This window comes from Paraburkholderia sp. J10-1 (genome assembly GCF_905220165.1).
Lineage (GTDB): Bacteria > Pseudomonadota > Gammaproteobacteria > Burkholderiales > Burkholderiaceae > Paraburkholderia.
Genome location: NZ_CAJMYW010000001.1, coordinates 332,799 through 347,056 on the forward strand (window position 1 = coordinate 332,799; position 14,258 = coordinate 347,056).

Below are 14,258 nucleotides of genomic sequence, written 5' to 3' on the forward strand. Positions count from 1 at the left end.
CGCACGCTGTTCATCGCGCGGCCTGCTGCGCTTGCGCCGCAGGCAACGGCGCATCGACCCACTCCGTACCCGTATCGGGAATCGCGAGGAAGCGGCGATACAGTTCACGCTCGGTCGCGTGCACATCGAGCGTGCTGAACTGCTGCGGATAGAACCACTTCGCGAACGCCTCGATCGCGACGATGTTGTACGGCGAGTCGTAATAGTTGTGCGAAATGCCGTGCACGCGCCCATCGTGAATCGCCTTGATGGTGTCGAAGCCGGGACGCGCGACCAGTTGCGCGAGGCTCGCATCGGCATCGTGCTCGCTCGTGAGCGCGCCCACGCGCAGCGAAGCGAGGCCGGGCTTCGTGCGGCTGCCCGTGGCGATATACACGTCGGGCTGCGCCGCGATCACCTGCTCCATGCTGATGTCGCCGAGCACGCCGGGCAAGAGGCCCGCTGCGATGTTGCGGCCGCCCGCGGCATCCACGAACTCGCCGAAGTTGCCCTTGCCCGCCGTGTGGCAGCAGCCCGCGTCCCATACGCCCGCCAGCATGTCCACGAACACCTTCGGGCGCTGCGACTCGGGAATCGCATTCACCACTTGCTGCACGCGCGCGAGATGCTGCTGATAGAACTGGATATAGGCATCGGCTTCCTTCTCGCGGTGCAGGACCGCGCCAAGCAGCTTGATGCTCGGCAGCGTGTTCTGCATCGGGTGCACGCGGAAATCGACGAACACCACGGTCGTGCCGGTCGCTTCCAGTTGCTTGACGAGCGCGTTGTAACGGCTCGGGCCGTGGCCCGCCACGCTGAAAATCGCCACATCGGGCTTGAGCGCGAGCGCCTTCTCGTCGCTGATGCTGTCCTCGGTCGCCTTGCCGATCAGCGGGATCTGGCGAATTTCGGGGAAGCGCTGCGCGTAGGCCTCGTAAGTCTGCGGGTCCATGGTCGGCAGGTCGCCCTGCCAGCCCACGATGCGCGCGAGCGGCTTCTGACCCTCGAGCAGCGCGACCGCCGCAAGCAGACGGCTCTCGCCAAGCAGAATGCGATGCGGCTCGGCAGGCACCTTGACCGTGCGGCCCGCGAGATCGGTCACGACGCGCGGCGCCTGGGCCGTCTGCGCGGGCGCCGGCGTGGCGGCCTGGGCGGCGGTGGCGCCGCAGCTCAAGGCGATGGCGGCCGAAGTTGCAGCCGCAGTCGCAACGGATACGGCGCCCCGCAGCGCCACGCGGGTCAAGCCAGGGATCAATCGAAAGGTCAACATGATATATTCTGTAAATGCGAACGATTGCTATTTGCGAGCGCAACTTTAACGGTCATTTGTAATGGCGATGTGTTGAAACCGGCCGTTTTGTAATGGAATGTGTTGGCGCGGCTTCAGTCCCGCGGCGGCAAGAGAAAAAAGATGGATCACATACTGGTCGTCGACGACGACGCCAACATCCGGCAACTGCTGCGCGACTACCTGCGCGAGATGGGCTACCAGGCGAGCGCCGCCACCAACGGCGCGCAGATGAAGCAGATACTCGGCACCGCCCAGGTCGACCTGATCGTGCTCGACCTCATGCTCGACGGCGAAGACGGACTCGACCTCACGCGCGAGCTGCGCCGGGTCCACGACACGCCCGTCATTATTCTTTCCGCGCGCGGCGGCCTGCTCGACCGCATCCTCGGCCTCGAAATGGGCGCCGACGACTATCTGCCCAAGCCCTTCGATCCGCGCGAGCTGCTCGCCAAGATCAAGGTGGTCCTGCGCCGCACGCGCGCGGTGCCCGGTACGCGCCCCGCCGACGCGAACGCGTTCATCACCTTCGCGGGCTGGCGCCTCGACACGCGCATGAAGCAGATGTGCTCGCCGGACGGCGTGGTCGTTTCGCTAGGCGGCTCGGACTACCGCACGCTGCGCACGCTGCTCGACCATCCGAACCGCCCGCTCTCGCGCGAATTTCTGCTCGACCAGGTGTTCAGCAAGAGCATGACGCCGCTCGACCGCGCCATCGACGTCTGCGTGAGCCGGCTGCGCCAGCAGCTCAAGGATTCGGCGCGCGAGGCCACGCTCATTCGCACCGTGCGCAACGAGGGCTATATGCTCGTGGCCGACGTTGGGTACGAAGCGTGAGGCGGTTTGCTCGTTTCGCATCGAAGTTGCGCCTTTGGCCGCTTTGGCCCGATACGCTCTTCGGGCGCCTCGTCGTGATTCTCGCGGCGGGCATGTTCGCGGGTCAGTTGCTGACCAGCACGATCTGGTTCGAAACGCACGACAACCGCACGCTCGAAATTCCCGCGCGCCTCTTCGGCAGCCGTCTCGCCGATACGGTGCGCCTGATCCAGCGCGCGCCCGATGCCGCGACGCGCGAGGCGATCGTCGGCACGCTCGGCGACGACCGTTACCGCCTCAAGTGGGTGCAAGGCGCACCGCTAGCGGTGCCCGCCACGCTTTCGCTCGCGCAGCGCGCCACCGCCGGGCTGATCGAGGGCGTGATTCGCAAGCGCCTGCAAGAGCCCATCGACGTGCACCTGATCGACGCCCAGGTGCGCGACGGCGCGTGTCGCGAAGGCGGCGTGCTGAGCCTGTTCGACTCGCGCATGCCGACCGGCGACTTTCACGTGCAGCTCGAGGTGCCGGGTCAAGGGTGGCTCGATATCCACGCGAATGAGGGCCAGGCGGGCATGCATACCGAGCGCGGCGCGCTCGTGATGGATTACCTGCTGCGCATCTATGCGCTGCGCTTCGTCGCCGTGTGCCTGATCGCGTTGATTGCGGTGCGCTTTGCGCTTGCGCCGTTGCGCCGCTTCGCGGCGGCGGCCGAAGCGCTCGGGCGCAACATCTATCGCGCGCCCTTGCAGGAAACGGGGCCGCGCGAAGTGCGCAACGCGGCGCACTCGTTCAACGCCATGCAGCAGCAGTTGATCGACAGCTTTGCCGCGCGCACGCGCTTTTTGAGCGCGGTCTCGCACGACTTGCGCTCGCCGCTCACGCGGCTGCGGCTGCGCGTGGAAATGCTGCCGGACGCGGCGTCGCGCGAGCGCCTGCGCGGCGACCTCGAAGACATGGAAGGCATGGTGCGCGCCACGCTAGACGCCGTGCAGGGTGTGGAGATCACCGAGCCGCGCCAGCGCATCGACCTCGTTTCGATGCTAGAAGGCCTCGCGAGCGATGCATGCGAGCAGGGCCATCATGTGAGCGTGACGGGCAGCGTGCATGCGCCCATTCCCGGCTTTGCGCGCAATCTCAAACGCTGCCTGCAGAATCTTTTCGACAACGCGATTCGCTATGGCGGCGAAGCGAGCGTCACCGTAAGCGACGTTGAGCATGGCGTGCGCGTGGTGATCAGCGACAACGGGCCCGGCATTGCCGACACCGCGCTGCTCGAACGCGTGTTCGAGCCTTACTTCCGCGTCGATTCGCGTCGCAGCGATGCGCCGGGCGGCACAGGGTTGGGGCTCACGATTGCGCGCAGCGTGGCGGCCGCCCATGGCGGCACGCTCGTGCTGCGCAATCGGGTGGTGGACGGGAGAATCATTGGGCTCGACGCGCAGCTGGATTTGCCGAGCGGCGATTGACCGGCCACCTGCCGCTCATGCCTGCAGCACCGCGGGGTCGATGTAGCCCGGCACCGCAGCCGAAAGCGATTGCTTCAACTCCCGGCTTCCCGCGTCCGCCAGCACTTCGCTTTCGCCCGCCTCAAGCGCGTCGTAGGCTTGCCGGACGACATCGGCGGGGCTGACTTTCGGCACGTCGAAATCCTTGGTGAGATCGGTATCGACAAAGCCGACATGCACGCCGACCACGCCGATATTGCGCGCCCTGAAATGCAACCGGATGTTGTTCGTATAGCTCCACGCCGCCGCCTTCGAAGCGGAATACGGCGCGAGGAACGGTACAGCGCGCCAGGAAACATCGGAGAGCACGTTGATGACGCCACCGTTTCCATCGCTCGGAAGCATGGATTCGAAAGCGCGGGTCGTGCGAATAACGCCATAAAAGTTCGTTTCGAAAATGCGCCGGGCCTGTTCTTCCGCCTCTGCCAAAAGCGGCGTCTCGAGTATTTCCGCGATCCCGGCGTTGTTCACAAGCAGCGTCACGTCCGACGCGACCTTCGCCGCGGCCGTGACCGAAGCCGGATCGGTCACGTCGAGCTTGACGGGAATGATGCCGGGCTCGCGAAAGCCTTCCGGGTTGCGCACCCCTGCGTAGACCTTGGCGGCCCCGCGCGCGAGCGCCTCGCGTGCAAAGGCCAGACCGAGGCCGCGGCTTGCGCCCGTAACGAACACAACGGAATTCTTGATCTTCATTTTCAATCTCCTGGATCAGTTCTGCAAAGTAATCAAACGATCGATTGGATCAAGACTGGAAAAGCTCGCGGTTGGCGCGAACGAATGCCTCGACGGTCTGCGGCGCCCTTCCGGTAACTTGCTCGATGACTTTATCGGTCCCTTCGAATACGCCGTTCTGGTAGTCGACGGCGACTTCAATGAAGTGCTGGATCACAAACTCCGGCAAGTCGTACTTCCGCAAATGCGCCCGATATTCGTCGAGCGTGCCCGGGCGATATACGATCTTCCTTTCGATGACCTTGCCGATTTCTTCGGCAATACCGTGGTGGTCGAGTTCGACCGGGCCGCAAAGCTCATACGTCTTGCCAATATGCGCCTGCGGTTGCGCGAGCACCGTGGCGATGAAGCGGGCCTGGTCAACGGCGGCGATCGGCGCATGGCGTCCCGCACCGTAAGGCAGCGTGATCTGCCCTTCCTTGACGATCGTGTCGCGCACCCAAGGGAAGATCAGCCATTCGGAAAAGAAGGTCGGACGAATATGAACGGTCGGCACACCAGACCAGTCGAGTACGCGCTCCGCGATCCAGTGATCGCGCGCTGCGTGGCTTTTCGCCTGTTCGCGCGCCGAGATCTGCGACATTTCCACCACGACTTCGAGACCGGCGCGGCGGGCGGCGTCTGCGAAATACGCCGTGCCCTGAATGAATCCGGGCCGCACGGGATAGCAAAGATAAGCGCCCGTCACGCCTGCGGTGGCGCGAATCAGATCGTCGTGATCGAGCAGGTCGCCCACCACGACTTCGGCGCCGGCGGCCTGCAGCGCAGCGCTGCGCGCGTCTTCCCGATGGACCATCGCGCGCACCGCATGTCCGGCTTCGAGCAGATTGCCCACCACATGCACGCCGGTTTTGCCGGTGGCGCCGGTAATCAGGAACTTACGCTGTTGCATGATGAATTCTCCATTTCAAGTGCATATGCACATATGAGCGCGAATCGAATCGCCATTCTCTGGCGACAGTTTTCGTTCAAAGCATTTCGATGTGTTGCCTGACGTCTTGCAGCAGCGACGCAGAAGCCGCTTGATCGGGGATGATGCGCGCCATGGTCAGCGCGCCGATCATGGCCGCTAGCGTGAACACGGCCTGCGACCGGTCCGCCTCTTCTTCCGGCGTTGCCATGCGCGCCGCCAACATGTCGACGAGCGCGTCGAACCCGCGTGACGCCGCCGCACGCGCAGCGTCGTCCGCGCGCGCCAGCTCGCTGCCCATGGCGGCCAGTGGGCAACCATTTGCGCGCGCATCGCGATGACCGGTGGACATGTACGCGTCCACGACCGCACGGAACGCGTCCTCGCCCGTGGCCCCGGCCGCTGCGGCGGCGAGATTTTCAACGATGCCGGCCAGGCCCGCTTCGCAGGCTTCGGCCACCAGTTGACCCTTCGACTCGAAATGGCGATAAAAGCCGCCATGCGAAAGCCCTGCGGCGGCCATGACGTCGGCGAGGCCCGTTGCGTGGATGCCATTCGCCCTGAACGCGCCGGCCGCAACTTCCACGATGCGCTCGCGCGTTTGCGCCGTTTCGACCTTCGACTTCCTCATGATGACCCGTGCTCTGTGGTTCGATGTTGTTTAGATGGTAGTCATCATCTAAATGGAAGTCAAGGGCGATGCAAGGTAGCTCACGAGCAGGAACTTGCGGCGCGTTGGTGATTGGCAAACGAAATCTGATCTGTTGCAAACAAAGTTGTTCTCGCGATTCTTCGCAAATAAAACTGTCCTAGAAAATCGACCTCGCTATTCGACTCCTTACGCCATGAGGGTTTGCACGCAACGCCCTTCCCACGTCAAGCGCACTTTCGCTGCATTGTAAAAATTACCAGCCGCAGCCTAGGTGACCTCCAAACTCTGGGCGCGAACGCCTTCCCTTAAGAATCAAACACCTAACAAAATTCCTTGCAAACAAAACTGGTCCGAGAAATACCCCTTGCAAACAAAATTTGGCGCGACGAAAACAGGCCTCATTAACTGATCCATGAGAATTTATCCAAGCAAACTCGGAGATGTCGATCGCATGCAACTCAACTGCTAACTAACCTCCAGCCCGACGCTCCGCCTCAGTTTGAGCCGAGTCAGGGTCGTCGACAGATTCACAGGCGAATGTCGGCCTGCATCAGGATTACGTTGCGCGAGCGCAGGCGCTTTGCCTTGAAAAGTATCGCGCGCCGGTGGTTTATCCCTTTACCTTGAGATCGCCCAAGCGGGTCACAAGGAGCAAACCAATGTCTAAGTCGAAGATTCGGCGAGCGCTCGTTAAGGAGCGTCGAACCACGGTGGACTGCTTGCGCCTCGATCACCAAGCTTGCGCGCTGCGTCGGGTTGGTCAACCGTCAGAATCCGAGCCAAAATCGGCTATACCACGCTTTAGTGAGCGCGCAGACTCGAATTGGCGGGCGGCGACATCGGCTAGCCTCACGTTCATACCGCCTCCGAACGCGACCTTCATGCGCTCTCCCGCGCGGCCCCCACACTTCTCGGGTAACCAGATCCCAAAGAACGCTACCTTGTCTTTGCGTCCACGCGCCCAGCCGCCAGCCAGCGCCTGCCAGTCGCCTCTCAGAATCTGGTCGAAGGACAGTTCGACGAGGAGTTAGAGCCCGCGCGACGGGCTCCTTTATCTCATGCACATCCGTGGCGTTCTTGCCGATGACGTACTTCGAGGGCAGGTGCTGCGCAGTCAAGCATGTTGAGCATTGAAATCGAGGACACTTTCACATGCCGATTGCAAGGTCCCGCGCGGGTGGCATCGATTGCAGACAACCGCCAAGTAATTCACGTCGATTGTTCTTACGACGTACGCCACCTCCTCGACGGACTCATCCTCAAGGTAAGTAAGAGTAAGTAAGATGGAACTCGCTCATGTCGACGGGCCCGCCGCACTTGGCACAGCGTTCGACAGGAACTATATCCGGGTACCGAATCGGCACCCCTTCGCGCACCATCACCTCATCGCGGCGCCTTGCCAAGCAAGGCTTGGAACAGTAACACTCCAAGCCTTCCGCACCGACAATCTCAATCTCCGGCAGCGCTTTTCCGAAGTGCACGCGCTCCCATTCTCTCGTAATACTGAACACTCTCCACTTGAATCGAACGGAGCACGTAAAACATTCATATTCGCCTTCCGCTAGCGTGTTCATGTCGACCTCGACAAATTCAGATTAGCGCAGAAGCTATTGCAGTATGCCGGCTTTCATCGCGGAACATATGCGGATCTCGAACCCGCGGTGGTCGCTAACTTCGATCTGGATGGGCTCACCCAATCATATGATGCCGTCAAGGGCTCAACCAAAGTCGCTAGGCTACGGACGCATTCACCTTGTGCCCCACTAATGCGACCAAGCCATCCAACTAGTTGGATGCAACTATCCAAAAACTGCCGCCTGATGGCGCACAAAAGGAGCATGTACCAGCACAAAAAAGCAGGCTACAAGCGTGACGGCCGCCCCAAATTCCCTCTCGTCCTAGTCCGTCGTCCGTTCTCTTCTCATCAGCACCGAAGTCCGTACTCACCTCCCGCACCGGCGACCTCAAGCAGGTTGCACCGCACTTTGAAAAGAGCAATGTCGCTGTGCGCGACCTTTTCCACTTCGGCGGTGAGCACCAACTGCCAGCCCGCGCGCCGCGACAGACGCGGCACAGTCACTCGCTGATCCGGCGAAACGGCCGCTTTGCCCCAAGGGAGATAAGTTACTCGAGCAGACCTACGGATCTTCTGCCCTTTCGAACTGGAGTAACCGCTACGGTTTGACGTTGCGGGCGCGACCATATGTGTGCCAGCCGGCTATTTCGGGCGCATGCTGCGGTGGCCGACGAGGCGCGCCAAGTTGCTACTTCGAGATACCTCGTCGTGATTCCGTTCATGTGGCCGGACCGCGCGGAGGCAGGGACCGAAGACGAGACCTGCAGCTTAGCCGTGAGGGGCCGGCTGGCCAAAGCAATCGTTGGCGTCCATTTCGCACTCTATGCGTCTACCATACTCAATCAATCACAGGATTAGGACAAATCAGAACAGACTGCGAGTTTCGAGTTGACACGCTGCTCGCCAAAGTTTATCGGCGAGCGGATGTCGAGCAATGAGGCACAGCCAGTACATGGTCGACTCCTTGCTGTTGCGCACAGGGTACATAGTGTCGCAAACGCTCATCCCGGCCCCGCTCACCAGTTCCTTCCAGTGTCCGATGAAAGCATCCCGCATCGCATGCTTTGAACTCATCTTCCGCACGATGTCCCGCCAGCCGGGCGCAAAGTGATCCAAGGGCGAGTGAGCCACTTCAAGGCCGCTCGCGATGTTGCGCTGGATGTCCCCCGTGCTGAGATGGACGACGATGTCCATCGTCGGCATCGCAGCGAGCTTCTCGATGATAGAAAAATGCAGATGACCCGCATTGTACGGGTCAAGTAGCGCGAGATGAAAGCCACCCTTCTTGAGTTTCGGCAAGACCCAATCGATGGTTTCGTGAGCGCGCCCTACCTTAGACTGAAGTGGCACGTCCTGCCTGCGCAGGCGGGCATCGCATGCGGCGAGGTACTCGGGGTTCGCGTCCCCAATGAAGAAGTCCGTAAACGCACCTCGCTTCCGCTGAGCGATGTGCCAGGCTGCGAGCGGGCCGCCGTCCTGAAAAGACTGGGTGTGCTTGATCTTTACCCTCCCGGTTCCCGCGAAAAGGTCTATGTATGTCCGCTGACTCGTGAACTTCTGTCGCGCTCCCCAGGACGCATCGATATATCGCCGAATGATCTGGTGTTTCTCTTCGGTAACCCAACGCCCTACTACCATCGCCGGCAATCCATCGACAGGGTCTGGGACGACCTTCTCCTCGACTTCCACATTGCCCTCGCAGTTTTGAGTTGTTATTTGCTCCGCACGCCTTCCGGCGTTGGTGCACCCATCATGTTTGCTGCACCGCAAAAAAACAGCGCGACGCTGCGCGCAGTCCAATATCAATCTACAGGACCGCGTTCAGTTTAAGGGTGAATTGGGGTTTCGTTGTGGACTCAACGCGTGGGGTTGACACCCACCATACTTCGCAGTGCGCTGCGGGCGAGTACAATACGGCACCAGGTCACTGACGCCGCAGGCAATGGGAAAAGATTCTCGCATCGAATGGACACATCACACCTTCAACCCATGGTGGGGTTGTGTCAAGGTATCCGCGGCCTGCGATCACTGCTACGCGGAAACCTGGGCAAAACGCCTCGGCGAGGGGCTATGGGGCCCGCACACTCCACGACGCTTTTTCACTGATGCCCACTGGAAAGAGCCTATCAAGTGGGATAAGAATGCTGCGAAGGACAAGGTTCGCCGACGAGTTTTCTGCGCCTCGATGGCGGACGTTTTCGAGAATCGGCCCGACCTGGTGGCTGAACGTGGGCGTCTGCTCGACCTAATTGGCCAAACACCTAATCTCGACTGGCTGCTTCTCACAAAGCGCATCCACCTGGTTCGCAAGCAGTTGCCTAAAGGTTACGAGTTCCCGAAGAACGTGTGGCTTGGCACCACCGTCGAGGACCAGGTCACAGCACAAAAGAGAATCAAGTACCTCCTGGAGTTCTCTTCCCCGTCCGTGAGATTCCTTTCCTGCGAACCACTCCTGTCCGCTATCGACCTTTCGCCCTACCTGATACGAAACGAAAAGGGCAATCGCGTCGATTGGGTAATCGCCGGTGGTGAATCGGGACCGCACGCTCGCCCGATGGATCCAATCTGGCCAGATGCCTTGCAGAAGCAATGTGCCAAGGCGAAGGTACCGTTTCACTTCAAGCAATGGGGACATTGGGCTCCGGTTGATCAGGTGCAGGACGTGGTGAAGAAAAGCACGCCCATCCGTGTCATTCGGCAAGATGGCAGCGAGGTGTCCGTTGCTGGCATTGGGAAAGCCAAGGCAGGACGTGTTCTGGCCGGCAAGCATTGGGACCAATTTCCACGCACTGTCGCTTAACTCACCAACCCTTCCCGAAAACTCTCACCTTGGCAAAACGTCACTACGATTGGAGCAACGGTCCGGCCGAGCTCGAGGCACATAGCCTGACGAAACACCAAGTTCTAGTCGACTACCTGATCCGCTATTTCCAGCAACGCCTTCTCAATGCCCGCGGACGAGAACATATCCGCATTACACTGATTGATGGTTTCTGCGGTGGCGGCCGGTACCAGTTGAAGGGTACAGGCGAACTCGTGCTTGGTTCGCCCTTACGGATGCTCAAGGCCGTCGAGGAAGCATCGTTCAGGATAAATCTTGACCGGCCAAAACACATCAACTTCGATGTGCAATTCGTCTTCATCGACAAGGACAAGAAGGCGCTCAATCACTTGAGCGAAGTTCTGCGCGAGGAAGGCTACGAGCGGGCGATCGGTAGCACTATCCATTTAATGCAGGCAGAGTTCGGCGCCGCGGCAGACGAAGTCCTTGCTCGCATAAGGAAGCACACTCCACTCGCCGGGACTGCGCTCTTCTTCCTCGATCAATACGGCTATGCTGAAGTCCCTGCGCCGCTCATCCGGAAGATATTTGCTCACGCACGCGATGCCGAGGTCGTCCTGACCTTCCATGTGTCTTCTTTCGCGACCTACACCAACGACGAGCTTGCACAAAGGATCTCAGCGACCCTGCAGATTGACATCTTCAAACGCTTGGGCGGAAGGTCAATCGAGGAGATTAAGAATAACGAGGCAGACTGGCGGCGCTTCATTCAGGCCGCTCTCTACGAAGCTCTGGTAGACGGGTGTGGTGCTGGATTCTTCACCCCCTTTTTCATTCGTGGCGCAGGAGCGGGACACGGCGAATTCTGGCTCGTGCATCTTTCCCAGCATCACCGAGCTCAAGACGTCATGAAGCAGGTTCACTGGCAACACAGCAACCACTTCGTGCACTACGGCGGCGCCGGCCTCGACATGCTCGCGCCGCAAACCATGGGTTTCCTCCAGGACTTCGACGGGGGCTTTCGGTTCGACGACGTCGCTCGAGACAAGTCCGACAAGGAGTTGGTCGTCCAGCTTGCGAGGCGAATTTTCTCGCAGTCCGAACCGAAGGCGTTTTCGCAGATGTTTGCCGAAACCTGTAACGGCTCCCCAGCGACCGCATCGATGTACAAGGACGCGCTCGCTACACTTGTCGCGGAAGGTGATGCGACGATCCGGTCTGTGGATGGAAAGCAACGATACCGTGCACGTTACATGAGCGACACGGACATCATCGAAAGACCCAAGCAGTCCAGGCTATTCAATTTCACGAACGTGTAGGCAGCCGCCCTAATTCGATCGCTTTGCCGGTTGGCAGCAAGTGAAGATGGCTCTTAGTGCCCTGCGTTGCAACCCGCGGACTCAGATGCTCTCCGCCGCCTTCGCAGCCAGAACGGCTGAATCCGGTCCGCTATTAGCAGTTACTTAATTTTGGGCGATCAGGAATTTAGATGGATCCTTGGCCCCAGCGATCCACGCCGGAGCGCGACCACGGCCACTCCAGGTGGCACCAGTCTTCGGGTCCTGATATTTCGGGGGCTGCGGACCCCGCACGTAGTTGCCTGGCTTTGCAGCCTTCTTCGCAGGATCGCCAACCTTGGCGAATGCTTCGCCTGCGAGGAATTTGGTCCTATCCTTCACATTGGCAATCCACGCCGGTGCTCGGCCACGACCCGTCCAGGTTGCCCCCGACTTCGGGTCACGATACTTAGCGGCTCCCGCACTCTGATTAGCTTTGGCGTTCGAACCAGGCTGGCGGCCGCGTCGCTTTCCGCCGAGGTACGTCTCGATGTCCCCGATCGTGACGCCATGCCGTTCCATAAGCCCTCGAATCTTTCCGAGAACATCGGAAGATTGCTTCTTCTCAATTGCTTCCGCCTGTGACTGAAGTTTCGCAATCTTGGCTTGTATGCTTTGAAGAGTAGCCATAGCCTTCCCCTAGGTGAATTGGATGCATGCCACTATGCCAGAATGCACACAGTAAGGGCATGAATTGCTTCCGAAATAGGAGTTTACTTCGACGATCCGTGCTGCCGAATCAAGGAAAATAGCAGATACATAGTGCAAGGGAGTCTCAGCGCGGCCATGCTACAGTCGGGCGACAGCGCATCCGATCTGGTCAAACTGGCGGACGGGGTAATGTAAGACGTGAAGGCGCGCGGCAGGGCGAATCGCTCGTCACCGACGCCTGGGGAACTCGCCGCTTGACGGAGACGCAAGGCGCCAGCGATGCGAGCAAGCTGATGAACTTAGTTTTCCGAATTAACATTCGGTCATTTCTATTATGTTAAATATCGAGAAGTAGCACTTTCTAACCTGAAGGACTGAGTGACGCTTGGTTTTGAACCCGCAAACCTTGACGCAGCGTTAACCGAGGTGATCGAGATGGCCGCTCACGTCGGCCAGACCGAGCTGCGCAATGTTGCGCGATCCGCTCAAGTGGACCTGAGCAATCGCGAACAGGGGCGTCAATACTTGAAAGATCGTGCAAAAGAACAGTTTGACAGCGAGAAGCTTCAAAACGTCTTGCAATTCTTCTTAGGCCCCGCGTTCGGCAGCGGCCAGCGCTTCATCAATTCTCTGAAGTATGCTTCTCAGTTCGTCGTCCCGGTTCCATTCGTCGAAGCGCTGTTTTTCGACGGGCATATCGGCATACCTGCGCAGGCGCAGCGCCAAGTCGGACACTTCTAGCCCCAGCTGAGCATATCCGCCCTGTCTCGCTTGAAAATATTCAATGTGGTCTGGGGGATTAGAAACGAACTCGCCAATACCTGCGATGCGGTTCTCGATCTGCTCTCGTTGGTCCGGTACGCGCAGAATTGCATACATCAGATCTTGCGGCAACACCTTCCATTCGACATCGATATCCAAGGGCTGGAAATTGGGCGCGGTAACTGTGGGCTCGTGTTCCCCTTGTTCACCTGCGGGCTGGCCATAGGCAGTGCCGTCATCGAGCGCAACATGTAAGCATCCGTTGGCGAACCGGTCGAGATGCGAAACGACGATCGCCGCGAGATAAGCTGTCTCCGTCTTTCGCCTAGATCGATGAACCAACCATTCCTTCGAAGCGGTGATCATGCCGCCCAGGATAACGCCGCAGATGCCTGCTGCGGCCGAGATAATAGCGGGGCTGCTTCCGGTATCCATATGTTCCTATCGCGCTAACGAGGGGGCCGGTATTAATTGTCCAGAATGGAGAAAAGACTATCACACCGCATAGGCGTGAATCGGTCTTGGAAGGATGCGGGCCGGCACAACAGACGGCCTCGCCCTCTGATGGCTTAGCCACTGACCGGGCTCGAGGCGCGATGCTCTGCTTAGAGATCAGCCATCATGCAGGCGCACGCGAAACGGCATTACATGTCGGGGCAGTAGTGAGAGCCGCAAGGAAGTGGAAGCAATCAATTATTATTTAGTATTCCATATCATATTTAACATAAGGTTATTTATCGCATTCTTACAAATGTTTGTGAACGTTGTCAATTCGGATATCCGCACACCAGCTCGCAGCACAGCCAATGCACCACTGAGTCAATCTGCTAATGGCGGTCTCCGCGCGACCAATCCATCCTCGCTCGCTTGGGCAGTCTTTTGAGATCCTTCAAATCGGCTTGCGGCTCGCTCGACGCCGTGCCACCTGCACCGAACACGTCAGCGGCGCGTTCCTGCAGCTGCCGCTTCCGTTCGGGGATCTGGTTCGGGTGCAGGTCGAACTGCAATGCCTATTCGGCTAGCGTCCGCTCGCTCTTGAGCGCAGTCATCGCCAGTTTCGCTTTGAACGCGCCTGAGTGCGTGCGCCGCGTTCTCTTCACCATCTTCTGGGTTCCTTTGTCGGCGCTATCATGGGCTCAGGCCCCACGCGCTGTACATACGCGACCGTCTGAATTTGCGCGGCCACCTCATCAGACCGCTTTGTAGATTTCCGCGATCACGTAGATCGTGACTCTCCAATGCATAGTACTTCACAACTTCCGTCACAT

The 14,258-nt window shown here is 59.6% G+C and carries 11 protein-coding genes; 4 read left to right on the forward strand and 7 right to left on the reverse strand.

All coding sequences use genetic code 11. The features are described 5' to 3' along the window. Positions 1–10 precede the first annotated feature (10 nt). On the reverse strand, positions 11–1,249 hold the full coding sequence (locus U5A65_RS01555; RefSeq protein ID WP_321917108.1) for an ABC transporter substrate-binding protein: 1,239 nt from the start codon (positions 1,247–1,249) through the stop codon (positions 11–13). A gap of 141 nt (positions 1,250–1,390) precedes the next feature. On the opposite strand from U5A65_RS01555, the gene U5A65_RS01560 reads away from it, so the two are divergent. Both U5A65_RS01560 and U5A65_RS01565 read left to right on the forward strand, forming a co-directional pair. Further along, positions 1,391–2,104 carry a response regulator gene (locus U5A65_RS01560; protein WP_321938117.1) on the forward strand — a complete coding sequence of 238 codons (714 nt, stop codon included), beginning with the start codon at positions 1,391–1,393 and terminating at the stop codon, positions 2,102–2,104. Next, on the forward strand, positions 2,101–3,549 hold the full coding sequence (locus U5A65_RS01565; protein WP_321945229.1) for an ATP-binding protein: 1,449 nt from the start codon (positions 2,101–2,103) through the stop codon (positions 3,547–3,549). Before U5A65_RS01560 ends, U5A65_RS01565 begins: the two co-directional genes overlap by 4 nt. 15 nt (positions 3,550–3,564) lie before the next feature. Here U5A65_RS01565 and U5A65_RS01570 read toward each other — a convergent pair whose 3' ends face one another. The 4 genes from U5A65_RS01570 to U5A65_RS01585 form a co-directional block, all read right to left on the reverse strand. Continuing rightward, complete coding sequence (locus U5A65_RS01570; RefSeq protein WP_321945230.1) at positions 3,565–4,281, reverse strand: SDR family oxidoreductase; 717 nt, start codon at positions 4,279–4,281, stop codon at positions 3,565–3,567. A 49-nt stretch (positions 4,282–4,330) separates the two neighbouring features. After that, positions 4,331–5,212, reverse strand: a complete 882-nt coding sequence (locus U5A65_RS01575) for an NAD(P)H-binding protein (RefSeq protein WP_321945231.1) — start codon at positions 5,210–5,212, stop codon at positions 4,331–4,333. A 76-nt stretch (positions 5,213–5,288) separates the two neighbouring features. Beyond that, complete coding sequence (locus U5A65_RS01580; RefSeq protein WP_321945232.1) at positions 5,289–5,861, reverse strand: TetR/AcrR family transcriptional regulator; 573 nt, start codon at positions 5,859–5,861, stop codon at positions 5,289–5,291. A gap of 2,461 nt (positions 5,862–8,322) precedes the next feature. Further along, the gene (locus tag U5A65_RS01585; RefSeq protein WP_321945870.1) at positions 8,323–9,096 is read right to left on the reverse strand and encodes a three-Cys-motif partner protein TcmP; all 774 of its coding nucleotides are present in this window, start codon (positions 9,094–9,096) and stop codon (positions 8,323–8,325) included. A gap of 304 nt (positions 9,097–9,400) precedes the next feature. Between U5A65_RS01585 and U5A65_RS01590 the strand changes: the two genes are divergently transcribed. Then, positions 9,401–10,258: a phage Gp37/Gp68 family protein gene (locus tag U5A65_RS01590; protein WP_321945233.1), complete on the forward strand. Its 858-nt coding sequence runs from the start codon at positions 9,401–9,403 to the stop codon at positions 10,256–10,258. A 29-nt stretch (positions 10,259–10,287) separates the two neighbouring features. Next, positions 10,288–11,559, forward strand: a complete 1,272-nt coding sequence (locus tag U5A65_RS01595) for a three-Cys-motif partner protein TcmP (RefSeq protein WP_321945234.1) — start codon at positions 10,288–10,290, stop codon at positions 11,557–11,559. A gap of 144 nt (positions 11,560–11,703) precedes the next feature. Here the strand turns inward: U5A65_RS01595 and U5A65_RS01600 are convergent, their stop codons facing one another. After that, entirely contained in the window at positions 11,704–12,207 is a 504-nt protein-coding gene (locus tag U5A65_RS01600) for an H-NS family nucleoid-associated regulatory protein (protein ID WP_321945235.1), read from the reverse strand. A 609-nt stretch (positions 12,208–12,816) separates the two neighbouring features. Next, positions 12,817–13,425 (reverse strand): hypothetical protein, encoded by a 609-nt coding sequence (locus U5A65_RS01605; RefSeq protein WP_321945236.1) that lies wholly within the window; start codon positions 13,423–13,425, stop codon positions 12,817–12,819. Positions 13,426–14,258 lie beyond the last annotated feature (833 nt).

Excerpts from the sequence above, each read along its gene's own strand:
- U5A65_RS01555 (WP_321917108.1), bottom strand. The coding sequence starts at position 1,249 with ATGTTGACCTTTCGATTGATCCCTGGCTTGACCCGCGTGGCGCTGCGG.
- U5A65_RS01560 (WP_321938117.1), top strand. The coding sequence starts at position 1,391 with ATGGATCACATACTGGTCGTCGACGACGACGCCAACATCCGGCAACTG.
- U5A65_RS01570 (WP_321945230.1), bottom strand. The coding sequence starts at position 4,281 with ATGAAGATCAAGAATTCCGTTGTGTTCGTTACGGGCGCAAGCCGCGGC.
- U5A65_RS01575 (WP_321945231.1), bottom strand. The coding sequence starts at position 5,212 with ATGCAACAGCGTAAGTTCCTGATTACCGGCGCCACCGGCAAAACCGGC.
- U5A65_RS01580 (WP_321945232.1), bottom strand. The coding sequence starts at position 5,861 with ATGAGGAAGTCGAAGGTCGAAACGGCGCAAACGCGCGAGCGCATCGTG.
- U5A65_RS01585 (WP_321945870.1), bottom strand. The coding sequence starts at position 9,096 with ATGGTAGTAGGGCGTTGGGTTACCGAAGAGAAACACCAGATCATTCGG.
- U5A65_RS01590 (WP_321945233.1), top strand. The coding sequence starts at position 9,401 with ATGGGAAAAGATTCTCGCATCGAATGGACACATCACACCTTCAACCCA.
- U5A65_RS01600 (WP_321945235.1), bottom strand. The coding sequence starts at position 12,207 with ATGGCTACTCTTCAAAGCATACAAGCCAAGATTGCGAAACTTCAGTCA.
- U5A65_RS01605 (WP_321945236.1), bottom strand. The coding sequence starts at position 13,425 with ATGGATACCGGAAGCAGCCCCGCTATTATCTCGGCCGCAGCAGGCATC.